The 25,829-nt window shown below is 73.2% G+C and carries 25 protein-coding genes and 2 pseudogenes; 12 read left to right on the top strand and 15 right to left on the bottom strand.

Annotated elements, in window-relative coordinates; all coding sequences use genetic code 11:
- Positions 1–307 precede the first annotated feature (307 nt).
- Positions 308–685: pseudogene (locus tag AQI95_RS32625) on the bottom strand (iron chelate uptake ABC transporter family permease subunit); the annotation flags it as partial.
- Between the two features lie 2 nt (positions 686–687).
- Complete coding sequence (locus AQI95_RS45350) at positions 688–900, bottom strand: substrate-binding domain-containing protein (protein WP_482255591.1); 213 nt, start codon at positions 898–900, stop codon at positions 688–690.
- Between the two features lie 248 nt (positions 901–1,148).
- On the opposite strand from AQI95_RS45350, the gene AQI95_RS32620 reads away from it, so the two are divergent.
- Positions 1,149–2,018, top strand: coding sequence for a class II glutamine amidotransferase (locus AQI95_RS32620; protein ID WP_067132230.1), 870 nt, complete (start codon positions 1,149–1,151; stop codon positions 2,016–2,018).
- Positions 2,019–2,149: 131 nt separating this feature from the next.
- Complete coding sequence (locus AQI95_RS32615; RefSeq protein WP_244188918.1) at positions 2,150–2,383, top strand: hypothetical protein; 234 nt, start codon at positions 2,150–2,152, stop codon at positions 2,381–2,383.
- A gap of 37 nt (positions 2,384–2,420) precedes the next feature.
- On the opposite strand, the gene tatA is transcribed toward AQI95_RS32615, so the two are convergent.
- The 4 genes and pseudogenes from tatA to AQI95_RS50200 all read right to left on the bottom strand — a co-directional run.
- Positions 2,421–2,651: a Sec-independent protein translocase subunit TatA gene (gene tatA, locus AQI95_RS32610; RefSeq protein ID WP_067132449.1), complete on the bottom strand. Its 231-nt coding sequence runs from the start codon at positions 2,649–2,651 to the stop codon at positions 2,421–2,423.
- 71 nt (positions 2,652–2,722) lie between these two features.
- Positions 2,723–4,429 carry an LCP family protein gene (locus AQI95_RS32605; RefSeq protein WP_244188917.1) on the bottom strand — a complete coding sequence of 569 codons (1,707 nt, stop codon included), beginning with the start codon at positions 4,427–4,429 and terminating at the stop codon, positions 2,723–2,725.
- Positions 4,430–4,675: 246 nt separating this feature from the next.
- Entirely contained in the window at positions 4,676–5,038 is a 363-nt protein-coding gene (locus AQI95_RS32600) for an ArsR/SmtB family transcription factor (protein WP_067132223.1), read from the bottom strand.
- Between the two features lie 729 nt (positions 5,039–5,767).
- Positions 5,768–6,325, bottom strand: a pseudogene (locus AQI95_RS50200) (TerD family protein); the annotation flags it as partial.
- Positions 6,326–6,568: 243 nt separating this feature from the next.
- On the opposite strand from AQI95_RS50200, the gene AQI95_RS32590 reads away from it, so the two are divergent.
- Complete coding sequence (locus AQI95_RS32590; RefSeq protein ID WP_067132217.1) at positions 6,569–6,835, top strand: GlsB/YeaQ/YmgE family stress response membrane protein; 267 nt, start codon at positions 6,569–6,571, stop codon at positions 6,833–6,835.
- Between the two features lie 22 nt (positions 6,836–6,857).
- Here AQI95_RS32590 and AQI95_RS32585 read toward each other — a convergent pair whose 3' ends face one another.
- Positions 6,858–7,442 (bottom strand): TerD family protein, encoded by a 585-nt coding sequence (locus tag AQI95_RS32585; RefSeq protein WP_067132214.1) that lies wholly within the window; start codon positions 7,440–7,442, stop codon positions 6,858–6,860.
- 42 nt (positions 7,443–7,484) lie between these two features.
- A complete protein-coding gene (locus tag AQI95_RS32580) occupies positions 7,485–8,060 on the bottom strand; it encodes a TerD family protein (protein ID WP_067132211.1) in 576 nt (191 codons plus the stop codon).
- Positions 8,061–8,266: 206 nt separating this feature from the next.
- Here AQI95_RS32580 and AQI95_RS32575 point away from each other — a divergent pair, with 206 nt between their 5' ends.
- Both AQI95_RS32575 and AQI95_RS32570 read left to right on the top strand, forming a co-directional pair.
- On the top strand, positions 8,267–8,650 hold the full coding sequence (locus tag AQI95_RS32575; RefSeq protein WP_067132208.1) for a BlaI/MecI/CopY family transcriptional regulator: 384 nt from the start codon (positions 8,267–8,269) through the stop codon (positions 8,648–8,650).
- Between the two features lie 6 nt (positions 8,651–8,656).
- Positions 8,657–9,613: a M56 family metallopeptidase gene (locus AQI95_RS32570; RefSeq protein ID WP_067132205.1), complete on the top strand. Its 957-nt coding sequence runs from the start codon at positions 8,657–8,659 to the stop codon at positions 9,611–9,613.
- Here AQI95_RS32570 and AQI95_RS32565 read toward each other — a convergent pair.
- Complete coding sequence (locus AQI95_RS32565; RefSeq protein ID WP_067132202.1) at positions 9,573–10,361, bottom strand: helix-turn-helix domain-containing protein; 789 nt, start codon at positions 10,359–10,361, stop codon at positions 9,573–9,575. The two genes, AQI95_RS32570 and AQI95_RS32565, sit on opposite strands and share 41 nt — an antisense overlap.
- 85 nt (positions 10,362–10,446) lie before the next feature.
- On the opposite strand from AQI95_RS32565, the gene AQI95_RS32560 reads away from it, so the two are divergent.
- Complete coding sequence (locus tag AQI95_RS32560) at positions 10,447–11,448, top strand: LLM class flavin-dependent oxidoreductase (RefSeq protein ID WP_067132199.1); 1,002 nt, start codon at positions 10,447–10,449, stop codon at positions 11,446–11,448.
- Positions 11,449–11,472: 24 nt separating this feature from the next.
- Here AQI95_RS32560 and AQI95_RS32555 read toward each other — a convergent pair whose 3' ends face one another.
- On the bottom strand, positions 11,473–12,783 hold the full coding sequence (locus AQI95_RS32555) for an LPXTG cell wall anchor domain-containing protein (RefSeq protein WP_079071598.1): 1,311 nt from the start codon (positions 12,781–12,783) through the stop codon (positions 11,473–11,475).
- A 307-nt stretch (positions 12,784–13,090) separates the two neighbouring features.
- Complete coding sequence (locus tag AQI95_RS32550) at positions 13,091–13,693, bottom strand: Rv1733c family protein (RefSeq protein WP_067132194.1); 603 nt, start codon at positions 13,691–13,693, stop codon at positions 13,091–13,093.
- 444 nt (positions 13,694–14,137) lie between these two features.
- Between AQI95_RS32550 and AQI95_RS32545 the strand changes: the two genes are divergently transcribed.
- Positions 14,138–14,620: a pyridoxamine 5'-phosphate oxidase family protein gene (locus tag AQI95_RS32545; protein WP_067132191.1), complete on the top strand. Its 483-nt coding sequence runs from the start codon at positions 14,138–14,140 to the stop codon at positions 14,618–14,620.
- Here the strand turns inward: AQI95_RS32545 and AQI95_RS32540 are convergent.
- Together AQI95_RS32540 and AQI95_RS32535 are read right to left on the bottom strand one after the other, a co-directional pair.
- On the bottom strand, positions 14,607–15,419 hold the full coding sequence (locus tag AQI95_RS32540; RefSeq protein ID WP_067132188.1) for a TIGR03943 family putative permease subunit: 813 nt from the start codon (positions 15,417–15,419) through the stop codon (positions 14,607–14,609). The genes AQI95_RS32545 and AQI95_RS32540 overlap by 14 nt on opposite strands.
- Positions 15,416–16,456 carry a permease gene (locus AQI95_RS32535; protein ID WP_208614322.1) on the bottom strand — a complete coding sequence of 347 codons (1,041 nt, stop codon included), beginning with the start codon at positions 16,454–16,456 and terminating at the stop codon, positions 15,416–15,418. The genes AQI95_RS32540 and AQI95_RS32535 overlap by 4 nt, the downstream gene beginning before the upstream one ends.
- 203 nt (positions 16,457–16,659) lie before the next feature.
- On the opposite strand from AQI95_RS32535, the gene AQI95_RS32530 reads away from it, so the two are divergent.
- A complete protein-coding gene (locus AQI95_RS32530) occupies positions 16,660–17,472 on the top strand; it encodes a serine hydrolase (protein WP_067132185.1) in 813 nt (270 codons plus the stop codon).
- A gap of 16 nt (positions 17,473–17,488) precedes the next feature.
- Here the strand turns inward: AQI95_RS32530 and AQI95_RS32525 are convergent, their stop codons facing one another.
- Positions 17,489–19,036 (bottom strand): nitrilase-related carbon-nitrogen hydrolase, encoded by a 1,548-nt coding sequence (locus AQI95_RS32525; RefSeq protein WP_079071596.1) that lies wholly within the window; start codon positions 19,034–19,036, stop codon positions 17,489–17,491.
- A 137-nt stretch (positions 19,037–19,173) separates the two neighbouring features.
- Between AQI95_RS32525 and AQI95_RS32520 the strand changes: the two genes are divergently transcribed.
- Positions 19,174–20,397, top strand: a complete 1,224-nt coding sequence (locus AQI95_RS32520; protein ID WP_067132181.1) for a sensor histidine kinase — start codon at positions 19,174–19,176, stop codon at positions 20,395–20,397.
- Positions 20,394–21,086 carry a response regulator gene (locus AQI95_RS32515; RefSeq protein WP_067132178.1) on the top strand — a complete coding sequence of 231 codons (693 nt, stop codon included), beginning with the start codon at positions 20,394–20,396 and terminating at the stop codon, positions 21,084–21,086. The genes AQI95_RS32520 and AQI95_RS32515 overlap by 4 nt, the downstream gene beginning before the upstream one ends.
- Positions 21,087–21,282: 196 nt before the next feature.
- On the opposite strand, the gene AQI95_RS32510 is transcribed toward AQI95_RS32515, so the two are convergent.
- Positions 21,283–23,088: an alkaline phosphatase family protein gene (locus AQI95_RS32510; RefSeq protein ID WP_067132175.1), complete on the bottom strand. Its 1,806-nt coding sequence runs from the start codon at positions 23,086–23,088 to the stop codon at positions 21,283–21,285.
- Between the two features lie 376 nt (positions 23,089–23,464).
- Between AQI95_RS32510 and AQI95_RS32505 the strand changes: the two genes are divergently transcribed.
- Complete coding sequence (locus tag AQI95_RS32505) at positions 23,465–24,565, top strand: FUSC family protein (RefSeq protein ID WP_067132172.1); 1,101 nt, start codon at positions 23,465–23,467, stop codon at positions 24,563–24,565.
- On the top strand, positions 24,562–25,767 hold the full coding sequence (locus AQI95_RS32500) for a PP2C family protein-serine/threonine phosphatase (protein ID WP_079071594.1): 1,206 nt from the start codon (positions 24,562–24,564) through the stop codon (positions 25,765–25,767). The genes AQI95_RS32505 and AQI95_RS32500 overlap by 4 nt, the downstream gene beginning before the upstream one ends.
- The last annotated feature ends 62 nt before the right edge of the window (positions 25,768–25,829 follow it).

The raw sequence follows: 25,829 nt of genomic DNA, 5'->3' as shown, positions 1-25,829 counted from the left end.
CAGAGCCGGTGCAGGAAGGTGAGAGAGAAGTTCCCCCTGGTCGGGGAGGCGCCCGAGCACCTTGGCCGGGTTGGGGGACTTGCACGGGAAGCCGGGGAGGGTGAAGACGACGGGGCGTCGCGGCGTACGAAGTCGGCGATGCGGCGCAGCTGGTGCGGGAACGCGGCCAGGGGCGCGGGGGCCGGGTCGGTGGTGCGGTGGTGCGGCAGGATCAGGTTCAGGATGGCGGTGCTGACGCTCGTGGAGTGCGTGTCCGTCGCGGGCGTCAGGGGCATACGGGTCTCAGGGGCATGAGGATGTGGGTAAGGGCGATGGCGCCGAGCGAGGCGCCGTTGGAAATGCCCAGCAGGTAGGGATCGGCGAGCGGGTTGCGCACCAGCGCCTGCACCGCCGTGCCCACGAGGCCGAGCCCCGTGCCGACGAGCGCGGCCAGCAGGGCGCGGGGCACGCGGAGCTGCCAGACGATCAGGTCGTCGGTGCCGGGGCGCGGCGCCGCGCCGGAGAGGCGGCGCCCCACCACGTGCCACACCTCGGCGGGCGGGACGGACGTCGATCCGCAGGCCACGGCCGCCGTCAGGGCCGCGAGCAGCACGGCACCCAGGACCAGCAGCAACGGCTCGGCGGGCAGGGTGCGCGCATCGTCGCAGGCGGCCGCGCCCCTGCGCTGCGACGGCGAGGAACGCACGGTCAGGCGACCTTGCCGGGGTAGAGGGTGCGGGCGATCTCCCGTACGGTGTCGGCGTTCTCGACCCCGGCGATGGTGGTCCGCTCGGAGCCGATCCGCAGGAGGTGACCCGCCTTGACGGCCTTGAGGCCATTGGTGGCCGGGTTGCCCTCGAGCCACTGCGCGGCCTCGTCGAAGGCCTTCTCGTTCGCCGCCGCGCCGCCCCGGTCGCGCACGGCCAGCTGGATCCAGTCGGGGCGGCGACCCGTTGGACGCCGCGACGATTCAGGAGTCGGGGCGAGGAGCACGCGAGTTCCGGGTGCCGCGTGGGGCTCCGGTCACTCGGCGGACGCCCGGACGGGACTGGGCACGGGGCCCAGAACGATGGGTTGCGCCGGGTGCGGGAACGGCCGCCGCGCGGGACGATGGTCGTCCGGGAGCCCGGGACGGGGCCCGGCGGAAGACGGGTGACGAGGAGGCTGCCGTGTGCCGGCTGTTCGGACTGATCAGCTCCCCGCTCCGCACGCGCGCCACGTTCTGGCTGCTGGACGCCCCCGACAGCCTGACCGCGCAGAGCCACCGCGAACCGGACGGTACCGGGCTCGGGTACTTCGACGCGGACGGCACCGCGGAGGTGCACAAGGCACCGATCGCCGCCTATGAGGACCGCGCGTTCGCCCAGGAGGCGCGCGAGGTCGAGTCCGCCACCTTCCTCGCACACATCCGGTACGCCTCCACCGGCGGGCTGGATGTGCGCAACACGCACCCCTTCGAGGAGGACGGTCGGCTGTTCGCCCACAACGGTGTGATCGAGGGGCTCGACGAACTCGACCGGCACCTGGGCGAGGACCGCTCGGCGGTGCGCGGCGACACCGACTCCGAGCGCTTCTTCGCCCTGGTCACGCGGGAGACCGCGGCGCACGGCGGGGACGTGTCCGCGGGCATCGTGACGGCTGCTCGCTGGGTCGCCGCGCACCTGCCCCTGTACGCCCTGAACATCATCCTCATCACCCCCCGGGAACTGTGGGCCCTGCGCTATCCCGACACCCACGAGCTGTATGCCCTGCGGCGCCCGGCCGGCGGCCACCAGGGGGCACGGCATCTGGACCACACCGGCCGCAACGGTCGTCTGCGCGTGCGCTCGGCGCATCTGGGCGACGCCCCGTCCGTCGTCGTGGCCAGCGAGCCCATGGACGAGAGCCCGCACTGGCAGCTCATGGAGCCCGGCGAGCTGCTCCATGTGGGGCCCGAGTTGGAGGTGACCTCCCGCGTCGCCCTCCCCGACCCCCCGGCCCATCCGCTCACGCTGTCCGACCTCCGCCCCGCCGCGGCAGCCTCCCAACGGCCGTCGTAGCCGGGCGATCCGAGCGACGGTCCACTCGTCGTCCGCGAAGAGGTACGCCCGACAGCGTCGGCGCTCCCGCCGTCCGCACCTATGACCGGCCTCACGGTCTCATCACTTGCGCAAGCCTTAAAATTTCAGGCGTGGAGACTAGCGAAGTGACGGGTTGGGAGACCGCCGTGCTCGGTGGCGGGCCGGCGGACGGGCTGCGAATGAAGGTCCCCGGCCGACCGCGCGTGATCCAGGTGACGTACCCCTGCCCGATCGAGGCCGCACCGCCCGGCGGCGTGCGCGCCGAGGCGGTGTACCTGTACCGCCGGGACTACAGCGTCACCACCGAGCCCCTGCGGTACGGCTTCGACATCGCCAGCCCCTGACCGACACGGACACCCGCACCGGCGCGGCGGCCACGGTTCAGCCGAGAGGTGCGCCCTGGACCGTCTCGGCCGGGCGGCTCTCGACCGTGGGCGCGGCGGCCGGCGGGGCCGCGGCGTCGTCCTTCATGGCCTTGGCCTCGCTCTTGAGGATGCGCATGGACTTGCCCAGTCCACGGGCGGCCTCGGGCAGCTTCTTCGAGCCGAACAGCACGATGACGACGATCGCCACTACCAGCAGGTGCCAGGGTTCCAGTCCGTTGCGGAGCATCGCGCCCACCCCTCTCTCATTTGCGGTATTGCGCAACTGTACAGGCGGCGCATCGGGTCGGCCGCCCTCGGTCAGGCGTCGGAGTCGGGCGTGCCACGCGCCGCCGCGTACGCCTGGGACGGTGTCATGGAGACGCCGTCGATGGTGACCGTCTTGTAGGGACTGACCTTGGCGCAGGTCTTGGACTGATCGGCCGTGGAGGCGTGCGCGCCGCCGACCGCGGCCTGGGTGTCGGCGGGCGCCGGCGAGGAGCTGCCGCCCGGGAAGCTGGTGCCGCTCGGCCAGTCGCTGCCGATCACCAGGGTCAGTGCCGCACCGGTGCCCTGCTTCAGATGCGAGGACGCCAGACCGAGCGTCTTGGCGACCGTCTGCGCCTCGTCCTTCTCGCCGGTGCCATAGGTGAGGGTGGTGGTCGCCGAGGGGCTCGGCGCGTTGGCCGTGGTCGTCGCGGAGCTGAAGCCCTGATCGGTCAGCGTGGCGGCGATGTCCGAGGCACGGCCGGTGACCGCGGTGCCGTTCTCGACCGTGACGGCGATCCGCGATGCCGGCACGGCCGGGGCCGTGGGCTTCGCCGTCGCCGAGGCCGCCGCGGACTTCTTGCCGGAGCCGGTGGTCAGCGACTGGTCGTGGGCGATCGTGGCGAACAGGGTCTTGGCGCCCGGACCCACGACCACCCGGTCCTTGTTGCCCGGGTCGGCGGCCGTCTGCATCGTGGTGAACGTCATCCGCTTCGTCGGCACCTTGTTCACGTCCGACGCCAGCGAGATCAGCTTCTTCACGGTGCCCAGGCCGTCGTCCACGGTCAGCGCCTTCGTGGCGGCGTCGGCCAGGCCGTAGACCGCGGTGGGGTCGGTGAGCGTGCCCGCGCTCTTGAACTTGCGGATCATCGAGCTGAGGAAGATGTGCTGGGTCGTCGTACGACCGAGGTCGCTGCCGTCGCCGAACCCGTGCCGGGAACGGACGAACTCCAGTGCCGCGTCTCCCTTGAGGGTGTGCGAGCCCTTGGACAGCTTCAGGTGCGAGTACGTGTCGTACACGTCGTCGCTGACACAGACGGAGACACCGCCGATCGCGTCGGACATCTTCACGACGCCGGAGAAGTCGAGCTTGACGAAGTGGTCGATCGGGATGCCGGTGAGCTGGTGGACGGTGGCCACCTGGCAGGCGGGACCGTACTGCAGCGCGCTGTTGATCTGGCCGTAGTAGCCGGACGTGGACTGGTTCGATTCACTGTCCTGGCAGGCCGGGACCTTGGTCATGGTGTCGCGGGGGATGCTCATCACCGTCGCGTTGGAGCGGTCGGCGGATATGTGCAGAACCATCTCCACGTCCGCGTTGCTGCCGGTCTGCACGCCGGTCTTCGAACAGCCGCCGCCGAGCTTGCAGTCGGCCTCGCTGGTGCGGCCGTCCGAGCCCATGACCAGGATGTTGATCGGGGTGCGACCGAAGGCGTCGGCCTTCTCGGTGCCGCCCTTGCCGTCGAGCGAGACGCTGTGGATGTTGCCGTTGAGGTGCTCGTAGAACCACCAGCCCGCGCCGGCCGTGACCACGATGATGACCGACAGGCCTATCGCGAGGTTCTTCAGCACCTTCCGGCCGCGGCCCGCCGTACGGGACCGGTGTCCCCGCTTGCCGCCGTGCCCGCGGGCCGCCGCCCGGGCCGCCGCCCGGCCGCCGGTCGGACGCGCTCCGTCGGGCTCGGCCGCTCGCTGTCCGGGTACCCGCGCGCCTCGGTTGCGCGTGGCCTGCCCGGAAGGCCCGTCCCACGGGTCGCTCATCTCCCACTCCCATGAACGGTCGGGCCCGCAGAGCCGGGCGCTTCGCCTTTGCTTGCGCAGTTGCGCAATCTAACAAACCTGCTGCCCGAACAGCACAGATGCACACACGATCCACAGGTGAGGCATCTCATGGAACCGCCGTGCGGCCCGGGTCGTAATGGAGCGGGAGTCTACGCGCCGTATATAAGAACGGATATAAGAATGCTCACGGCCCGGTCGGCACCGAGTGCGGCCCGCGCGCCGCACTCAGCCACCCCTGCGACGCAGGCCGGGGAGCAGGGTGGAGGCGTGCCGGGAGCGCGCGGTCAGCTGGCCCACCATGACACGGACCAGGGTCACGACGTCGGGGTCGTCGATGTAGTACACCTGCCGCCGGCCCTCGCGGCGGGAGCGGACGAGGCCGGCCAGCTTCAGCTTCGCGAGGTGCTGGCTCACGGCGGGCAGCGCACCGCCCACCCGGTCGGCGAGATGCGTCACATCGCTCTCCCCCTGCGACAGAGCCCACATCAGGTGCAGCCGGGCAGGGGCGGCGAGCAGACCGAACGCCGCGGCGGCCTCCGCCAGCACCTCGGCAGGCGGGTCCTCGAAACCCGCGGCGTTCTCCGTCACCCTCTTCTCCCGCCCCCCGCCCTCGTCACTCGTCACTCGTCACAGCAGACACATGTGCGCGCACCCAGTGTAGGCGGCCGGCTCCGGCGGCCGGGCGGAGTGCGGGGCGGTCCGCGCCGCAACTCCGGGCAGGGCACGGGAGTTTCGGGAGCGGGCTCAGTCCTCGTAATAGTTGTTGACCACGACGTCCGGCTCGTCGTCGTCGAACGCCTCGTTCAGCAGCGCACCGCCGATGAGGCCGGCCGCGCCGGCGCCGATGAGCGCACCCGTGCCGAAGCGCCGGCCGCCGCCCTGCTGCTGGTGGTGGTCGTGGTCCGCGTACGGCTGTCCGTACTCCTGCTGCGGGTACCCCTGCTGGGGATAGCCCTGCTGGGGGTAGCCCTGCGGGACGGGCTGCGGGTAGCCCTGCTGGGGCGGGGTGTAGAACGGCGGCGCCGTGGTCTGCACGCGCTGCGCGCAGGCGCCGCAGACCTGGACGGGGCGGGGTACGCCCCACTGCGGGGACCACGTCACGGTCGTGGCACCCGGGCCGTGGTTGGGGTCGAAGAAGCAGGTCACGGTCGTACTCCCGGTGGTGGGTTGCGGGGATGCGGGGAACGCCGGGGCCGGCGGGGCGACGACCGGCGGCTTCAACGGGACGGGCGGCACGGTCCCGCCGGCGCTCGTCCGCTCGGTGGCGGTCGGAGCGGGGCTCGGGGGCGGGTTCGGCGCCTCGGGTGCCTCCCGGAGCACGGAGACCCCGTAGTCCGTGGCGATGCCGGCGAGCCCCGAGGCATAACCCTGGCCCACCGCACGGAACTTCCACTCCGCGCCATTGCGGTACAGCTCGCCGAAGACCAGCGCCGTCTCCGTGGACAGGCTGCCCGACGCGAGGCCGTAGCGGGCCAGTTCGGCGCCGCCGTCCTGGTCGAGGACGCGGATGTGCGCCCGGAGCACCTGGCCGAAGGCCTGGCCGCGGCTCGCACCGTCGTAGAGGGACACCAGGAAGACGATCTTCTCGACCTGGTCAGGGACCCTGGTCAGATCGATCAGGATCCGCTGGTCGTCTCCGTCGACCGGACCGCCGCCGCCCGCGTGGCGGACCGAACCGTCGGGGCTGCTCAGGTTGTTGAAGAACACGAAGTGCTCGTCGGAGAGCACCTTGCCCGACCGGTCGCACAGCAGCGCACTGGCGTCCGGTTCGTACCCGGTGTTCGTCTGCCAGCCCAGCCCCACCGTCACCGCAGTCAGGCCCGGGGCCTGCTTGCTCAGCGACACATTGCCGCCCTTGGTCAGGGACACACTCATCCACGTCCTCCGCAGCGGCTCGCCCTCAGCGCGTTCATCATGATCGACGCTCCTGGGCCACCTTAAGTTCCACACTTGCGCAATGTCTTAATCATGTAGCAGAACCTCTACGGGTCGTCACCGGGGGTCGGACCCCTTGCCCGGAACACCTCAACGCCCTCTAGGGTTGCGCACACACGCAAACCACAGTGTCGGCGTCCGGCGCACCCGGCGCGGATCCCGACCCGACTGGAGGACAACACCGTGGGCATCATCGGCTGGATCATCCTCGGCCTGCTCGCCGGAGCCATCGCCAAGGTGCTGCTGCCCGGCCGCGACCCGGGCGGCCTGATCGGCACCACCCTGATCGGCGTCGCCGGCGCCTTCGTCGGAGGCTGGCTCTCCGCCCGCTTCCTCGACCGCCCGGTGGAGAACCACTTCTTCGACCTCTACACCTGGGGCGCGGCGATCGGCGGTTCCCTGGTGCTGCTCATCGGCTACCGCATCCTGTTCGGCAACTCCCGCGACTGACCCCGCTCCCGGGGCCGGGCGCTCACAGGTGGGCGGCGACGGCGGGCAGCAGGTCCTGGAACGTCCGCCCCGCGGCCGGTTCGCCCAGGGCGGTCAACTGCCAGCCCGAGCCGCTCCGCTGGAGCTTCGCCATGATCTGCGCCGTGTACGCGCCGCCCCCGCTGAGGGTGTAGCGGGCGAGTTCCCGGCCGCTGCGCTCGTCCACCAGACGGCAGAAGGCGTCCTGCACCTCGGCGAAGGTCTGGCCGGTGAAGGAGTTGACCGTGAAGACGATCTGGTCGACGTGGCCGGGGACGCGCGCGAGGTCCACCAGGATGACCTCGTCGTCGTCCCCGGCGCCCGCACCACCGGTGAGGTTGTCGCCGAGGTGGCGCACCGAGCCGTCATCGCTGACCAGGTGCTGGAAGAAGACGACGTCCACAGGCTGCCCGCCGGCGAACAGCAGGGCGGAGGCGTCCAGGTCGATCTCACGGGCGCCGGCCAGCTTGGCCAGGAACCCCTTGCGCTGCGCGGCCCGCCAGCCGAGCCCCATGCGGACGGCGGTCAGCGCCGCGCCGTCGGACTTGCTCAGACTGATCTGCTGGCCCTTGCTCAGGTTGACCGACACCGGTCGCCTCGCTCTCTCTCGCCCTCTTGGTGCCGTACCGCGTCAGACGCTGACGCCGAAGTCGCCCGCGATGCCCGCGAGTCCGGAGGCGTAGCCCTGGCCGACGGCACGGAACTTCCACTCGGCACCGCTGCGGTACAGCTCACCGAAGACCATCGCCGTCTCGGTGGAGGCGTCCTCCGACAGGTCGTAGCGGGCGAGTTCGGCGCCGCCGGACTGGTTGACGACGCGGATGAACGCGTTGCGCACCTGGCCGAAGCTCTGGCCGCGCGCGTCGGCGTCGTGGATGGACACCGGGAAGACGATCCGGTCGACCTCGGCGGGTACGGCGGCGAGGTCGACCTTGAGGGACTCGTCGTCCCCCTCACCCTCGCCGGTGAGGTTGTCGCCGGTGTGCTCGACCGAACCGTCCGGGCTGGTGAGGTTGTTGTAGAAGACGAAGTGACGGTCGGAGACGACCTTGCCCGAGTCGTTCAGCAGCAGGGCGGAGGCGTCGAGGTCGAAGTCGGCGCCCGTGGTGGTCCGCACGTCCCAGCCCAGCCCCACGACCACCGCGCTCAGTCCCGGCGCCTCCTTGCTCAGCGACACGTTTCCGCCCTTGGACAGGGAAACACCCATGGTTCGTCCCTTCACGCACATGATCGGTTCGGGTCCGTGTCCCGGACCCCGAATTCGAATCTACAACACTGTAGAAGTTACGGGCCGTGCGGCACGGCGGACACCGCCGCGAGCAGCGGAAACCGGTCATGGGCGAGCGCTCTGTACGATGTGACGTTCCTCCGGCACGAGGAGGCGGGGCGGGGACCGGCAGAAGGGAGACAGCGGTGACGGAGCCCGACGCACGGCGCCCGCGCAGGGCGCACGGGGCACTGGAGACACGGGTCCTCGCGGCGCTGCACGAGGCGGGGGCGCCGGTGACCGCGGGCTGGGTTCAGCAGCACCTGGCGTCCGACCTCGCCTACACGACCGTGATGACGGTCCTCGCGCGCCTGCTGGCGAAGAACGCCGTCACCCGAAGGCGTGAGGGCCGGTCGTTCGTGTGGCTGCCCGCCGCGGACGAGGCGGGTCTCGCCGCGCTGAAGATGCGCAAGGTCCTGGACGGCGAGCAGGACCGCCGGGCGGTGCTGGCGAGTTTCATCACCGCGCTGCCGGAGGGCGACGAGCGACTCCTGCGCGAACTGCTGGACCAGGCCGCCGACGAGGACTGAGCACGCATGGGAATCTTCGTCTTCCTCCCCCTGGTCCTGCCCCTCACGGCCTGGCCGATCGCGCGCCTGGCCGAACAGCGTCTGCATCCGCGCACCGCCACCGTGCTGCTGACCGGCGTCGCCACGGTGATGGCGCTGTGCAGCACGGTGTGCCTGGTCCTGCTGATGGTCGTCGGCACGGCCCAACTGCCCGGCAATCCGCTGCCGGACGGCTGGTCGGACCCCGAGGTGCGCGAGAGCGTGCCCCGGCACGAGGTCGCCGGAAAGGCCGCGATCCCCGCGCTGCTCGCGGTCGTGGCGGCCGGTGGCCGCGCCCTGCTGCGGCACCACCGGGTACGGCGACGCGCCCACGCGGCGCTGCGCGGGCTGCCGTCCACCCAGGTGGCGGTGTTGCCGGACGCCGCGCCGTACGCCTACGCCCTGCCGGGTGGCCCCCGCCACGCCCTGCCGGGTGGCGCCCGCGACCGGATCGTGGTGTCCACCGCGATGCTCGACTGCCTCGCGTCCCGCGAGCGCCGCGCGCTGTTCGCGCACGAGCGCGCCCATCTCACCGCCCGGCACCACCGGCATCTGCTGCTCGTCCAACTCGCCGCCTGCGCCAACCCGTTCCTGCGTCCCCTGCGGACGGCGGTCGCCTACACGGCGGAGCGCTGGGCGGACGAGGAGGCGGCGCGGGCCGTCGGCAGTCGCAAGGCCGTGGCCCGCGCGATCGGCACCGCCGCGCTCGTCTCGCGTGCCACGCCCGCTCCGACGCTCCCCGCGCTGGCCGCGCCCGGACCGCTCCCCCGGCGGGTCGCGGCGCTCCTCGCGCCGGCGCCGAGCACACGCGCCTGGCCGTCCGTCTTCACGACGGTGGGCCTGGCGCTGTGGACCGCGGCCACCGGTGCCGTCCTGTCCGCGATGTTCTCGGCCAACTCCGCCGTCACTCTGCTGCTCCTGCTGGGCGCGGCGACCCCCCTGTGAGCCGGCCGGTGCCGGGGAACCGGCCGGCGAGGGCCTCCTGGGTCGCCCGGTCGGCCGGCAGGAACGCCTCCAGCTTCAGCTCGGCGAGGGTCACGTCGACCGCGGTGGCGAAGGTGGTCACGGTCGTCATCAGCCGCAGCTCGCCGGACGACGAGCGCAGACGCAGCGGGACGGCGAAGCCGAGATGGTCGCCGGACGGCTCCGACTCCGGTACGTAGCCGGTCAGTTCGTCCCTCAGCTCGGGCAGGTGGCCGAGGCGGGCCAGGACGTGCCCGGCCCACTCGGCGAGATTGCCGATCCGGGGAGCCAGCCCCCGCGGGTGCAGGGCCAGCCGGTAGACGTTCTTGCCGGTGCCGACCAGCTCCGGCGCCGCGCCCTCGGTGATCACGTCGAACGCCTCGTTCGCGGCGACCAGATCACCGCCCCGGTCCGCGATCAGCGCCGGATACGGCAGATGTCCGCGCAGGATGTGATCGAGCGCGGTGCGCACCGGAGCCAGCTCGGGATCGTCGAGGGAACTCTCGGGATACACGGGCGCGAACCCGGCGGCCAGCAGCAGCTCGTTGCGTTCGCGCAGCGGCAGTTCCAGCGACTCGGCCAGACGTACGACCATGGTGCGGCCGGGGACGGATCGGCCGGACTCCATGAAGCTCAGATGGCGCTGGGTGGTGCCCGCCCGCAGGGCCAGTTCGAGCTGGCTGAGACGGCGGCCGGTCCGGCGGGCGCGCAGGGCGCGGGGGAAGTCCACGGGCCTGTTCTAGCCGCCGGCGCGGTACGCGGCCATTCCCTGCGGGGAATTGCCGCGCCACGGCCGGGGCCGGAGCATCGTCGGCATGGACATCGGCGTACTCCTTCCCACCGGCACCGCGCAGTGGGGCCCGGGCGACGACCCGCGTGAGCTGGTCGCCTTCGGCCGACAGGCCGAACGCTCGGGCTTCTCCTCCCTCTTCGTCAACGACTCGCTGATCAGCCCGCGCGTCGAGGCGCTGACCATGCTGGCCGCGCTGGCCCCGGCGACCGAGACCGTGCGGCTGGGGACGGCGGCGCTGCTGCCGTTCCTGCGCCGGCCGGTGCAGGCCGCGCAGACCCTTGCCTCCGTCGACCTGCTGTCCGGCGGGCGGCTCACCGTGGCCGTCGGCGCGGGCTTCCCCGGCCGCTTCGGACAGCCCCTCTACGACCTGTCCGAGGTGCCGTGGGAACGCCGGTTCGCCCGGCTGGACGAGACCGTCGCGCTGTGGCGGGCCCTGTGGAGCGGTGCGGACTCCTTCCACGGCGAGATCCTCCGGTTCGACGGCATCCCGCCGGCGATCCGGCCCCACCGCCTCGGCGGTCCGCCGGTCTGGCTGGGCGGCGCGACCCCGGCCGCACTGGAGCGGACCGGCCGGTCGTACGACGGCTGGCTGCCGTACCCGCCCGACCCGGCCGACTACGCCGCAGGCCTGCGCACCGTGCGCGCGGCGGCGCTCGGGGCCGGACGCCGGGCTCAGGACATCGCGCCCGCGTTCTTCGTCTCGGTGCGGATCGACGAGGACGCCGACCGCGGCCGGCGCGACCTGGACGCCTACGCACGGGCCGTCTACGGGATGCCGCTGGCCGAGCTGGAACGGATCCAGGCGGTCGTCACCGGCTCCGCCGACCAGGTGCGCACCGGCCTCGCGCGGTACGTCGAGGCCGGCGCCCGCCACTTCGTCGTGCGCCTCGGCGCCCTGGACCTCACCACGCAGCGCGCACAGCTGGAACGGGTCGCCGGCGTCATCCCCGCGCTGAAGGCGTCCGCGTCGGTCCCCGCTCAGGCCGCCGCACGCTCCCGGGAAGGCGCGCGTCCGGTGCTCTGAGCGGGTCACGGCCGAGCGCCCGGGTCACTCCCCGGCCCGGCGGCGGCGTACGGCCACCAGCACCAGCCCGCCGACCGCCGTCGCGGCCACCGCCCCGGCGGCCAGCAGCGGCATGCCGTCGCTGCCCGTGGCGGCGAGGCTGTCACCGGTGCCGCCGGTCGCGGACGCGCCGTCCGACGCCGAGCCCGCACCGCCCGAGGTACCCGAGGCACTCGCGCCGCCGGAGGCGCCCGACGTACCGGACGTACCCGAGGTGCCCGTCGTGCCGGAACCGCCGGTCGACTGGCCGTGCGGGTCGTTCCCCTGGCCTGCCGTGCCCGTGCCCGTACTCGTGCCCGTGCTCGTGCCCGTGCTCGTGCCGCCGTTGCCGGAGTCCCCGCCGTTCGAGGTGCCGCCGGAGGTGCTCGTGCCCGGATCGCCGTCGCGGGTCACGTTCACGTTCAGGAACGCCGTGTCGTTGGCCGCGTTCGGGTCGAACGCCGGGTGGATGCCGTAGACCGAACTGGCCGTCACCTCGCCCTGGGTGTCCTGCGCCGTCTTACCGATCTTGAGGACGAAGGTGTAGTCGAGGGACTGGTCGACCTCGATGGTGTGGTCGCCGGGCGCGCACACATAGGCGGTGTGGCCCGGCTCCGAGGGGCCGGTCGGGCCGTCGGTCCCGAACGGCTCGCACTCCTCGGGCACTTCGACGGCCGTCGTGCCCTTCGGGATCCGCACCATCAGGGCCGGCTGGTCGTCGCTGTCCTGGTTCTGGATCCAGCCGGGGCCGTCGTTGCGCAGCGTCGCGGTGAGGGTCACCCGGCTGCCGGGGGCTCCCTCGGCCAGGTCTCCCTGCGCCACGAGGTCGGCGGTGCTGTCCGCGGTCAGGGCCAGCCGCCGGTAGCTCTCGTCGAAGCCCTCCCCCGGTGCCGCACCGGTGGGGCCCGTGCCGTACTCGACGGCCTCCATCAGGGCCTTGGGCCGTGCCGTGAACCGTACGGGCGTACTGACGGAGGCGCCCGGCGCGACGACCGTGTCCAGCCGGCACAGCGCCTGGCGGACCTGGTCGTCGCCGGTCGAGTAGGTGCACCCGTCGACGTGGGACGGGAAGTCGAGCCCACGGGTCAGCCGGATCCGGAAGGTCACTCCGTCCGCGGGCGCCGTGCCCTTGTTGGTGATCGTGACGGAGTGGTCGTACACGTCGCCCGGCTTGGGAGCGGCGGTGGGCAGCGTCGAGACCACCAGGTCCGGGGCGGCGTCATCGGCCTGCGCCACGGGTGCGGCGAGCACGGGGAAGCCGATGCCGATCGCGGCGGCGGCCACGCAGGTCGCCGCGGGACGGAGGGCTGAGCGCACGATGGGTCTCTCCTCGGAAGCCACAGAACATGTCCGGCACATCGGCCGGCTGATCATGTACTGGACACCCGGAGCGCCCCGGAGGTTGTACGGAACACCGACATCCGACGACGGCGATCTGCCGGGCCTGGTGGGACGGCGGTTTCCGTGGTGTCCTGGTAGTGGCGGGAAGGACCGAGAACAGACGCGGGGAAGCGGTCGGAGTGCCGCGCACCGCGCAATCCGGATCCGCGAGAAGCGGGTGGCCCTTCCCGCCCTGGCGTGTCCGCCGCCCCGGGCCGTGTCCGCCCCGGGCATCCGTCCCTCCTCAGCCGCGACCGCCGCTGAGATTCCCCCACCGGGGCCCGATCTGCTTCCACTCCTCGTCCCACTCGGCCATGCGGCGCCGGATCAGCCGGTTGCGGACCAGCCAGCCCGCGCTCCAGACCGCGGCGCCCACAGAGGGGCCGACGAGGGTGCCGGTGAGGGCCGCCTGCAGGTCGGCCGCGGCACCGGTGACGGGCGGGGAGACCACATGTCCGGCGGGGTTGGTCCACACCGTCACCCGGGATCCCGCGGTGGCGCCCGGCTCGACCTTGGCCCGGTCGGTGTGCACGGCGCCGTGCGCGTCCGTCCAGCGCACGGTGGCCCAGACGCGGCCGTCGTCGTAACCGCCGCCGGAGGTCGGGTCGTTCGCCACGCCGCCGGTGAGCGCGGCGGAGACGGGGTGCACCCGGGCCTGTCGGGCGGAGAAGGCCGCGTCGGCGCTGTGGGCCGCCAGCAGTCCGCCGACGGCGCCGCCGAGGACGGCGAGCACCCAGGTCGCGAGGACGATCCAGGCCTCGACGACGTCGCTGTGCCGCCTGAGCGGATTACGTCGCCAGCGCCACAGTCGTACGCGGGTGACCGTCGTGGGAGGTGTCCGGGTCATCGTCACCGCCTCCTCTCGCGCACCGGCGGCTCGGCCGCACACTCCACGTCCGCCGCGCCGGGCGGGAACGCGCCGGACGGGCGGCGAGCGGCTTCGGGGCGGCCGCCCGAACCCGTCCGTCGAGTGTCACCACTCCATCGTGCACCTCAATCGGGAAGGCGGCGGTGCGAGCGCCCGAGCGGCGTCCGAGTACCTCGCCCCGGACGGCGCTGTACGGCCCCGCCGAGCGGCGGGACCGGGCCGTCCGGCCCTGCGGGCGAGGGCCGAAGGGCACGGGGCACAGAGCCGAAGGGCACTGGGCGCGGAGCCGGGGATCCGCGACAGTGGGGGGCAGGAGCGGCACCGGTCCCCCGCGGTGCCGCTCCTGCCCCCGGCACCGCACCGCGCGCGCAGGGCGGCCGGAGCCGGCGAGGAGACCGTCACGCACCCGCGAAGAAGCCAGCCATGATCCGTAACGACGAGCCGGCGCACCGGCGCATCGACCTGGACCCCGTCGAGGCACTGCGGCTGCTGGGCACCGTGTCGCTGGGGAGGATCGTCTTCACCCGGCAGGCGCTGCCCACCGTCCGCCCCGTCAACCACGTCCTGGACCACGGCGACATCGTCATCCGCACCCACGAGGGCGCGGCGCTGACCGCGCACGCGCAGCAGGGCGGCGGTGAGGGCGTGGTGGTCGCCTACGAGGCCGACGCGATCGATCCGGACACCCATCTCGGCTGGAGCGTGGTCGTCACGGGCTGCGCCCGGCTCGTCACGGACCCCGCCGACCTGGCCCGGGTCCGGACGCTGCTCGCGCCCTGGGCGCCGCAGGACGACCTGGACCACGCCGTGCGCATCCTCCCCCGCCTGGTCACGGGCGTGCTCCTCACGGACGAGGCCGGCTTCGGCACGACGGCTGGGACGGCTGGGACGGCTAGGACGGCGTGAGCGGCAGGTCGTCGGTGTAGGCGTTCACCGGCTGGGCGATGGGGCGGGCGTTCTGGACGTCGAGGGCCGCCTGCGCGGTCCTGGTGCCGAGGACGCCCCGGGGGTGCCAGGTGCCCGTCACCGCGAGCCAGGTGTTCGCGGGCGGCGCGTCGGTGCCGTACACCCGGATCTTGACGGTCTGTGAGTCCGCCGCGCAGCACGTGAAGATGATGCGGGTCAGGTACCAGCCGTCGTGGTCCTCGGCCGGGGTGACGAAGCCGGTGAGCCGCACGGTCCGGCCGTCGACGGCCCGGGTGCGGTCCTGCTGGACGCGCTGGGTGAACTCGGTGAGCGTCAGGGGCAGCGGTGAGGTCGCGGGCAGCGGGGCGAACCCGGTCCTGTGCGCCGTCACCGGCTTGGTGCCCGAGCGGGCCGCCGTGTACGCGCCCAGGGCGGGCGGCGCGTAGAACAGCAGGCTGATCGCCGGGAGGAACAGCAGCCAGGCGATGCGCGGGGCTCCGGAGTGGCCGTGGCTGTGCCCGTGGTCGTCCGCGGCTGCGGCTGTGTCTGCGTGTGCGTGTGCGTGTGCGTGTGCTTCAGCGTCCGTGGGTTCGTCGCCGTGCTGGTGGTGGTCGTGCGGCTGTCCGTCGCGGACGGCCGCGGCGGCGAGGCCGAGCAGGAGCAGGACGACGCCGGAGGCGATCAGAACCGGTCGCAGACCGGTCTTGACGTAGCGCAGGTACGTGTCGGTGAACAGCGCCGAGTGCAGCAGGCCGATGCCGGTCAGGGTCAGCAGCAGGGTCTGGACGGGGCGTCTCACAGCAGGGCGCCTCCGATCAGGACGCTCGCGGCGACCGCCACGACGGTGGTGGCCGCGGAGAACCTCCAGGCGAAGGCCCGTCCGAAGGTGCCCGCCTGAAGGGCGATCAGCTTCAGGTCGACCATCGGGCCGACCACCATGAACGCGAGCCGCGCGGTCGGGGAGAACCCGGTGAGCGAGGCGGCGACGAAGGCGTCGGCCTCCGAGCAGACCGCGAGCAGCACGGCGAGGCCGGCCAGGAAGAGCACCGAGAGCCACGGCGAGCCGGAGAAGGTGTCGAGGACGGAGCGCGGCACGGCGACGTTGAAGGTGGCGGCGGCCATGGCGCCGAGGACGAGGAATCCGCCGGCGTGCAGGAAGTCGTGCTGGAAGCCGAGCCGGAACTCGTTCCAGCGGCTGTGGCCGTGCCGGTGGCCGGTGTGCCGCTGCCGCAGGATGGGCCGCAGCCACTTCTCCTTGCCGAGCCAGAGCCAGAGCCAGCCCATCACGGCCGCCGTGGCGAGGGAGGCGACCAGCCGGGCGGCGACCATCGCGGGGTTGCCCGGGAAGGCGACGGCGGTCGCGGTCAGCACGACGGGGTTGATCGCGGGCGCGGAGAGCAGGAAGGCGAAGGCGGCGGCCGGGGTGACGCCCCGGCGGATCAGGCTGCCCGCGACCGGGACGGAGGCGCACTCGCAGCCCGGCAGTACCGCTCCGGCGACACCGGCGACCGGCACGGCGAGAGCGGCCCGCTTCGGCAGGACCCTCGCGAACAGGTCGGCCGGCACGAAGGCGTTGATGGCGCCGGACAGGGAAGTGCCGAGCAGGAGGAACGGGAGCGCCTGGACGGTGATGGCCAGGCAGACGGTGCGCCAGGCCTGTACGGCCGGCTGGTTCAGCCACCGCGTGCCGCCGAGCAGGAGGACGGCCGCGACACCGGCCGTGAGCGCGAGGCCGGCGCCGAGAGGCCACGACCGGAGGCGGCGCACGGGCGGTGAACCGACGGGCGCGACCGCCGCGCTCCCGGCCACGCCGACCATTTCATCCGTTCTTTCCATGATCGCTCCGGATGTCGGTGTCTGGCCGACGATAGGCGAGCCACCTGTTCCGGCCGCGCGTACACGCCGCCGCACGGCCAACCCGTGCCGCGCAATGCGCCCCATGGGTGGCGTCGGTGGCTCTTCTCACAATTCGCCACGAACACCCGCGAAGGTGACGGCTGCCACTTCGCCCGGCGCACGTTTTGTCTACGTTCGGGGCCATGTCCTCTCGCCCCTCCCCCACCGCCGCACGCACCCGGACCGGCGTCCTGCTGGCCTCGGTCGCGGCCCTCGCCGCCGGCGCGCTGCTCCCGGCATCGGCCGCAGCCGCCACCCCGGTCGCGGATCCCCACGCCACGGCCGCCGTCCTCGACCTGGACGGTGCCGGCCGCACCCCCGCGGTGCACGGAGCGGACGGCGCGTACGACACCGCCAGCATCGTCAAGGTCGACATCCTCGCCGCGCTGCTGCTGCAGGCCCAGGACGCGGGACGGCAGCTCACCGACGAGGAGCGCGGCCACGCCGAGCCGATGATCAAGCGCAGCGACAACAAGGCCGCCAACGCCCTCTGGCGGCAGATCGGCCAGGCCTCCGGCCTGGAGGCGGCGAACAAGCGACTCGGGCTGACCTCGACCGCGGGCGGGCCCGGCCTGATGTGGGGGCTGACCCGGACGACCGCGAGCGACCAGGTTCGGCTGCTCAGGGCCGTGTTCGACGACGCTGCGACGACGTCGTCGCCGTCCGGCGCCACCGCGCTGAACGCACAGTCCCGGGCCTATGTCCGCACCCTCATGGGCCAGGTCGTCCCCGAGCAGACCTGGGGAGTCTCGGCCGCCGGCGTCGCCGGCGCCCCGAACGCGCTGAAGAACGGCTGGCTGCAGCGCACCACCTCAGGTCTCTGGGACATCAACAGCGTCGGCCAGGTCACCGTGAAGGGACACCGGTACCTCGTCGCGGTGCTGTCGAACGGCAGCGCCTCGATGAGCGACGGGGTCGCCCTGGTGGAGCGGACGGCACGCCAGGCCGTCGCCTGAGCCACCCGCCCTGTCGTCACCGGCCCAGCGGGCGCCGGGGACGGACCAGGGCGGTCGCGGTGAGCGCCGCGAGCGCGGCCAGGCAGAGCCAGGCGAAGGTGTCGCCGACGCGGTCGTAGACCGTGGTGCCGCCCCGCACGGGCACCTGGGCGACCATGGTCTGCCGGCCGGTCGTGAAGTAGTCGGCCCTGGCGAGGACATGACCCTCGGCGTCGTACGCGGCCGAGACGCCCTCCGCGTCCTGCCGGATCAGCGAGTAGCCGCCCTCCACTGCGGCCAGGACCGCCTTGTCGGTGTGCGCGCCGCCGTACTCCTTCCAGTCGTGCGCGGGCACCAGCATGATGTCGGCCCGCGTGCGCATCAGGGCCGGGAAGTCGGCGTCGTAGCAGATGACGTCGGCCAGCCGGCCGTACGGGGTGCGGACGACCGGCACCTGGCCGTCACCGGGCGTGTACCGCTCCGAACCGGGGATGGGGTGGGCCTTCTGGTAGGTCCACAGCACGGTGCCGCGGGGGTCGACGAGGAGCGCCTCGTCCCGGCCGTAGGCGGGCGCGGCGGTGCTGTAGACGCGGATCCCGATCTCCAGGTAGACGCCCGAGCGGCGGGCCTCGGCCCGGGCGGCGGCGAGGGCGGCGGACTCCTGCGACTCCTGGGTCCGCACGGCCTCCTCCGGCCAGATCACGATCTTCGCACCGGCGGCGGCCTCGCGGCGGGTCGCGGCCAGCAGGTCGTTCTCGACCGCGGTCATCGCGGGCCGCACCGCCGTGGCGGGCGCCGCCGCGACACCGCCCCGTCCGTCGGCGAAACGGGCGAGCGTGGTCCGCAGCCGCTCGGTCACGGTACGGGACGGGCTGACGCCCGCGATCCGTACGGTCGTGCCCTGGGGCGGGAAGAAGGCCTGCCGGGCGCCGCCGGCGAGCAGGACGCTCAGCAGCACGGCCATGCAGACCAGGGCGCCGCGCCGGGCGGGGCGGTCCGTACGCTCCCAGAGACGGTTGACCGTGCTCGCGGCGTAGCCGACGAGGAAGCCGATGCCCCAGGGGCCGGTGACCGAGACGACCTGGAGGAGGGGCAGGTCCGCGTGCTGGGTGACGGCCAGGGAGCCGTAGGCCGTGCCGAACGGGGACAGCAGCGTGATCAGGAACTCGGCGGCGGCGACCGCCACGGGGAAGACGAGGTCCGCCGCAGCCGGTGGCAGCCGCTGCGCCAGCAGCCTGTCGGCCAGGAAGGGCAGCGTCTGCAGGCCGGCCAGGGCGAGGGCGCCGGCGAGCACCACCGCGTTGAGGCCGATCGCCGACTCCTGCACCCAGAACACGGCGGCCCCGAGGTGCGCGAGCCAGATGCACGGCGCTCCGGACCAGGCACAGCTGAGCCGGGTGAAGCGCAGGAGCAGTACGGGGAAGATCCAGGCGGCGACCGCGACGTCCCACCGGCCGCCGACGGCGAAGAGCATCACCCCGGTGCCGAGCAGCAGCAGGGGCCAGGCACGCCGGCGGGCGCGGGTCGGCGGGAAGGGCGGGGGTGGCGTCGGGTGCGGCGGTGCCGGTGCGGTGGTGTTCGTCATGGCCGGGACGCTAGGGCGGCCCGCCCCGGCGGCGCGTCGGGCCCGGTGCCGATCCTCGGCGCGACGACGCATCTTTCGATGCGCGCCCGGCGGAGGATCCGTCCCGCCCGCCGTGTCGTCTAGCCTGACGGACCGAGATGACCGCCCAGGTGAACGCCCTGCCCCGAGCCGTCCGCCGGCTCGCCGACCGACCGCGTCTGACGGACGCGCTGTGGGTCGGCGGCCTCACCCTGCTCGACGTCGTGACGGAGCTGGACCGGACACCGCGGCCGGTGGGCTGGGGCGTGGCGCTGTGGGGCGCGCAGACCGTGCCGCTGCTGTGGCGGCGGACGTTTCCACGCGCCGTCCTCGTCGCGATGACCGCGCTGTACGTCCTCTTCCAGGCGCTCGGCCCGATCCCGGGGAAGGTCCCCGGGCCGTTCCTGCTGATGCTCGGCGTCTACGCCGTGGCCCGGCACGCGCCGACGCCGTCGAGCGGGCCGCTCACCCTGCTCGTCCTCGCCACCGCCGCCGTGACGGATGCCCTGACCGGACACTGGCAGCCGCCCCGGCTCGGCTCGCTGGAGCCGATCAGCGTCACGACGTTCGCGTTCTTCTTCGCGCTGGCCTGGCTGCTGGGGTGCGGACGGCGCAGGATCGACGCCGACGCGCTGCGCCTGCGCGAACTCAATCGGCGGCTCGCGGCCGAGCAGGAGCTGAACGCCCGGCAGGCCGTGCTGACCGAGCGGGCCCGGATCGCCCGCGACCTGCACGATGTCGTCGCCCACCACGTCAGCGCGATCGCCCTGCAGGCACGCGCCGCCGAGGACGTGCTGACCTGCCGTCCGCCCGACCCGGGCGAGGCCGCGCACGGTGTCGGTCTCATCGCGCGGACCGCCGACACGGCACTCGCCGAGATGCGGCGGCTGCTCGGACTGCTGTCCTTCGGCGAACGCGACCTCGCGCCCGAGCCGTCCCTGGACCATCTCGACCGGCTCGTCGCCGTCGCGTCCTCGGCGGGATGCCGCGTCGTCTGCTCCTTCGAGACGCCCGCCCGCGCCGCACTGCCGGTCGGGATGCAGGTCTCCGCCTACCGGGTCGTCCAGGAGGCGCTGACCAACGCGGTCAAGCACGCCGGTGCGGTCGGCGTGCGGGTCGCCGTACGCGGGGACGAGACGCGCCTGACGATCGAGGTGGAGAACGACGCGCCGGCGCCGGGCCACCGGCCGGTCCCCGGTGCCGGTCGCGGACTCGTCGGCATGCGGGAACGGGTCGCGGCCTTCGACGGCGAGCTGCACGCCGGGCCGCGCCCGGACGGCGGCTGGCACCTGCGCGCCGTCCTGACCGCGCGGGATCCCGGATCGGCGCAGGGGGACCGATGACCGTAGGTGTGCTCGTCGTGGACGACCAGGAGATCGTGCGGACCGCTCTGCGTCTCGTCATCGAGCGCAGGGAAGGCCTGTCGGTCGTCGGGGAGGCGGCCGACGGCGAGCAGGCCGTCGCCCGGGCCGTGGCGCTGCGGCCGGACGTGGTGCTCATGGACGTACGGATGCCGGGCACGACCGGGGTCGAGGCGACCCGGCGGATCGTCCAGGACTGGCCCGGCCCGGGACCGGTGCCGCGGGTCCTGGTGCTGACCACCTTCGACCTCGACGAGTACGTGCACGCGGCGCTGCGTGCCGGGGCCGTCGGTTTCCTGCTGAAGAACAGCCGGCCCGACCAGCTCGCCGAGGCTCTCCGCGCCGCGGCCGACGGCGAGTCCGTGCTCGCCCCGAGCGTCACCCGACGGCTGATCGACACGGTCACCGCGCTGCCGCCGGCCCTCCTCGCCCCCGCGCCCGCCCCGGCGCCGGACCTCGGCCTGCTCACCGAGCGCGAGATCCAGGTCCTCGTACTGGTCGCGCGGGGTCTGTCCAACGCGCGGATCGCCTCGGAACTCGGGCTCAGCGAGGCGACCGTGAAGAGCCGGGTCAATCGCGTCCTGACCCGGCTCGGCCTCGAAAACCGCGTGCAGGCCGCCCTGTTCGCCCACCGGGCCGGTCTCGCGGGCCCCGGACCGGGAAGGCCCTGAACCGTCCCGATGCGACGGGCGGCCGGGGGCATCGAGCGACCGGGCCGGACCGCCGGGCGAGGACTTCGCGCACGGACAACGGGCCCACGCAGCTGTCCGCATGGGGACGGCGGCGGAACCAGCCGGTCACGGGGTGGGGCCCCGTGGGCCGCTCCGCCGGGCGGCAGCGCGTGGGCCCGGTGTCCGTCGCGTACGGTCAGCCGACGGTCACGGAGAACGGTCCGGCCAGGACCGAGTAGCCGTCGTCGGCGAGGTAGTACACGTCGTACGTCCCCGCGCCGCCCAGCTTGCCGGTGGGGAAGGTGAGGGCGCCGCTGGCGTTCGGGGCGTAGGACCAGGCGAGCGAGGACTGCTGGCCGGGCGTGACACCCGCCGGGTAGATGCCGATCCAGTTCTTGGCGTTCGCCTGGGACGGCGTCGGCACCGAGTAGCGGAAGGTGACGTTGCCGCCGTTCGCCACCGCGTTCAGGTCGCCGGTGAGCGTCGGCTTCGTCGACGTGGACGGCGCGAACGCGGCGTTGAGCGGCGTGGCGTAGGTGTCGTTGGCCGTGAGGCCGGGCAGGCCGAGGGCCGATTCGATGGTGCGGCCGATGCCGTAGTGGTCGTAGTGGAGCGGGCTGCTGGTGCCGGCCGGGACCGTGCCCTGGGAGCCGACGACCGTGGTGGCGATGTGGTTGTACGCCTCGCCGTCGCTCTCGTCCCAGGTCAGGATGAGCAGCGAGCGCTGCTGGGTCCAGGCCGGGGAGGCGAGGACCGGGGCGAGAGTCTGCTTCAGCCAGCCGTCCTGTGTCTTCAGGCTGGTGGCGTTGCCGTTGCCGGAGGCCTCGCCGTCGTAGTAGTCGTCGGCGGCGATCCAGGAGAAGTTCGGGGTGGTGGCCGCGGACTTCAGGTCGGTGGTCAGCTGGGTGGTGTCGAACAGGTGGGCCGCGCAGCGGGAGGCGTTGCCGCTGATGTCGGTGTAGTTGATGAAGGGCGCGTCGTCGGGCTCGTAGTAGCTGTCGTTGTTGTTCTTGGTGTTGCAGGGGGTGCCCATGCCCTGCTCGTAGGCCTTCCAGCTCTTGCCGGCGTCCTCCAGGGTGTCGCCGAGGTTGCGCTCGGGTGAGTTGATGTTCGGGAAGTACGTGGCGCCCTTGGCGTAGGTGTCACCGCCCGCGACGGCGAGGTAGTTCTCGTCGCTCGGGTGGTAGACGCCGTGGAAGTCGGTGAGCGTGGCGCCCTGGCCCATGAGGCTGTGCATGTACGGCGTGTCCGCCGGGTCGTTCATGACCTGGGAGTAGTCGGTGTTCTCCATCATGACGGTGAACACGTGGTCGTAGCCCGGGACCTTGGAGACCGGCGGGGCGAGCGGGGCGGGCGCGGTGACCGGGGTGTCCAGGCCGAGGGAGAGGTTGTCGAGGTAGCCGGTCTCGCTGCTCGTGGACAGGAACTGCACCTCGACCTGGATGGACCGGGTGCCGGCCGGGACCGCGCCGGTGGCGCTGCGCGAGAGGAACTTGGTGGCCTGGCCCCGGTCGCTCGCGGACACGGTGGGCAGCTTGGCGGTGGCGCCGAGGGGGCGTCCGCCGCCGTCGTGGAAGTGGAGGCTGACGGCGACATTGCCGCTGTAGGTGGTCCAGCCGCCGAGCCAGCCGGAGAGGTTGTAGTGCACGCCGCCGCCGTCGATGGCCGTGGCCGCGGAGGAGACGTCCACGGTCTGGGTCATCGCGCCGTCGCCGAAGTTGCCGGGCGCGAAGAAGGCCTTGCCGGGCGTCCTGCCGTCGCCGGGCAGCCCGAAGGAGGCGACGGAGTGGCACATGACGTTCGGACCGCCGGCCTCGGTGGTCCAGCCGGGGACCGTGGTGGCGGCGGCCCAGTCGCCGGTGCAGTAACCGCCGCTCTCCGCATCGCCGTTGACGATCAGGTTGCCGCTGTTCCCGGCCGCCTGGGCGGAGCCGGGCGCGGCGACGAGCAGGGCGCCGTGGAGGGCGAGAAGCCCGCCGAGGGATCTCCAGCGCAGTCGCATACGTGGTACCTCGTCCCGTTGGTGAGGATGCCGTGAGGAGCGAGGACCTCACGGCCTGACTGTGCGCAACGAACGGGACATGAGTAGTGGCCGCCGCTGTCGAGCGGAAGAACCGCGACCAAACTTGACCAGACAAGTTCAGGGCGCACGGGCCTGAACGCGACGGTCGGGGCTCCTCGGCCGGCGTTCCGGCGAGCGCTTCGGGCAGGCAGGGACGGAACACCGGCCTGCTTGTTGAGAATTGAAGAGGTTACGCAGCGCGCACACGACCACCATTCATACAAATTCCTTATTTGCCATTTGGCCTATTTGTCCGTTTATCCTGGGCGGTCTTGCTCGACCGAAGAGATCAGCCGTGAGAGGGGACGAACGAGACATGCGCAGCGCACGATGGACCGCTCTCCTGGCGCGGATCAGACGGGCCGGCGGCGCCGAGGCCGCGCGAGCCACGGTGGCGGCCGCGCTGACCTGGCAGACCTGCGCGCTGCTGCTGCACGTCACCGACCCCTACGCGGGCGCCATCGCGGCCGTCCTCATCGTCGAGACCACGGTGGTGGCCACGGTCTCCGCCGCCACCCGGTACGCCGCCGGATGCCTGCTCGGGGTTCTCGTCGCCGTACCCGGCGCGCTGTACGCCGAGCCGGGCATGGTGGGACTGGGCGTCGTGGTCTTCGCGGCGGCGCTGCTCGCCCGGCGCGGATTCCTCGGTCACTACGGCCTGCACGTCCCGACGACCGCGCTGATCACCTTCGCCCTGGTCCGTGGCCGCCACCCCGGTGAGCTGGCCACCCACCTCGCGGAGATCGTGGTGGGCATCGCCTTCGGGCTGGCGTGCACCATGCTGCTGTTTCCCACCGTGCGGGTACGGTCCGCCGAGCGGGCGCTGGAGGAGCTGCGGCTGCTGATCGCCCGGCACCTCGACGGCCTGGCCGACGCGGTCGTACGGCACGAACAGCCGCGGAAGGTCCTCGGCCCGGCCTGGGAGGACGACCTCGGCACGGCGCTGACCCGCGCCCGGGCCGCCATGGACGAGGCGCACGAGAGCGTGCGCTGGAATCCCCGGCCGACCGCCCGGCGCCGCCGCTCGCACCTGGACCACCGGGTGCTGCGCACGCTGAGCGACGTGGCCGGGCAGGTGAGCACGACGGGCCGGCTCCTCGACACCCACCCGGACGCGGCCGAGACCTCCCGCCCGGCCTCCGCGTTCGCCCAGCCGTACGCCCGCCTGCTGCGGACGACCGCCCTGTGCGCCTATTCCTGCCGCGGCGGCCGCCCGCACCCGGCGCTGCCCGCCGCACGGCAGGCCCTCGCCCGGCTCGGCGCCCCCCGCAGCGATCCCCCGGAGAGGGCCGCCCCGGACCAGCGCCTCCTGCGCCCCTTGGAATCGGCCCTGACCTGTCTGTCGGCGCCCGCGCCCGCACCGCCCGCCCCCTCCCACCGGATCCTCGACCCGCTACGGCCCTCACCAAGACGATGACCTCTCACACCACCGATCTCCAGGACCCCACCGCCGGGCACACCGCCGCACCCGCGCGCCGGAAGCGGACGCGGCGGCTCGCGGCGCTCCGGGACCGCCGCACCGCCCCCCGCGCGCTCTTGGCCGCGGCCCCCGCGCTGCTCGTGCTGGTCGTCGCCGGCACCGACCTGCTCACCCCGGACTGGCTGCACGTCTCACCGGTCATGGCCGCCGTCCCGGTGCTGGCCGCCGCGCTGCTGCCGTGGCGGGCGACGGCGGTGCTCGCCCTCGGCGTGCTCGTGGTCACGGCACTGCTCCAGTGGGAGGCGGGCAGCTGGGGACACCCGGACTCGAACGTCGCCCTGGTCAGCGTCTTCGTGGTGGGCCTCACCTCCCTGGCCGCCTGCTCCCTGCGGCAGCGCCGGGAACGGCAGCTGCACCGCATCCGCTCCGTCGCCGAGACCGCGCAGTGCGCCCTGATGCACCCCCTCCCCGGGCGGATCGGCCCGCTCGCCCTCAGCGGTGTGTATCTGCCGGCCGAGTCGGAGGCACGGATCGGCGGCGACTTCTACGAGGCGCTGCGCACGCCGTACGGCACCCGGATCGTGATCGGCGACGTACGGGGCAAGGGGCTTCAGGCCGTCGGCGCCTCGGCGACCCTGCTCGGCGCGTTCCGCGATCTGGCGCACCGGGAGCAGTCGTTGACCAAGGTGGCGGAGCAGCTCGACGAGCGGGCGCGCCGGCACATCGCCGCGCTCGACGGCGATCCGGATGCCGAGGACCCGGGCGACCGGGGCGCCGGCGCCCTGTTCACGGAACGGTTCGCCACGGCATTGCTGATGGAGTTCCCACCCGGTGAGCCCGTGGTCCGCATCGTGCACTGCGGTCACCCGGAGCCGTACGTCGTCCACGCGGGCGAGGTGCGGTCGTACGAGCCCGACCAGCCCGGTGCACCGCTCGGCCTGGGCGATCTCCTGGCGGCGCGCCCCGCCGCCCAGACCGTGCCGTTCGTGCCGGGCGACCGGCTCGTGCTGTACACCGACGGGTTCATCGAGGCCCGCGACCGCCGGGGCCGCTTCCACGACCTGGCCGCGCAGGTGAGCGCGCACGCCGGGCGGCCCCTGGAGGCGATGGTGGCCGCGCTCCGCCGCGACCTCGTGCGCCATGTGCGCGGCGACCTCGACGACGACGCGGCTCTCGTCGCCCTGGAGCGCCTGCCCTGAGCGGATCCGGGTCCGGGCTCTCTCCCGCTCCCCGGAGCACCGCCGGGGCCAGGGCGCTGCGT

The sequence above is a fragment of the Streptomyces yokosukanensis genome (assembly GCF_001514035.1).
Taxonomy (GTDB): domain Bacteria; phylum Actinomycetota; class Actinomycetes; order Streptomycetales; family Streptomycetaceae; genus Streptomyces; species Streptomyces yokosukanensis.
Note: the sequence above shows the minus strand (reverse complement) of the source record. Positions and strands in the feature narration are given on the sequence as shown.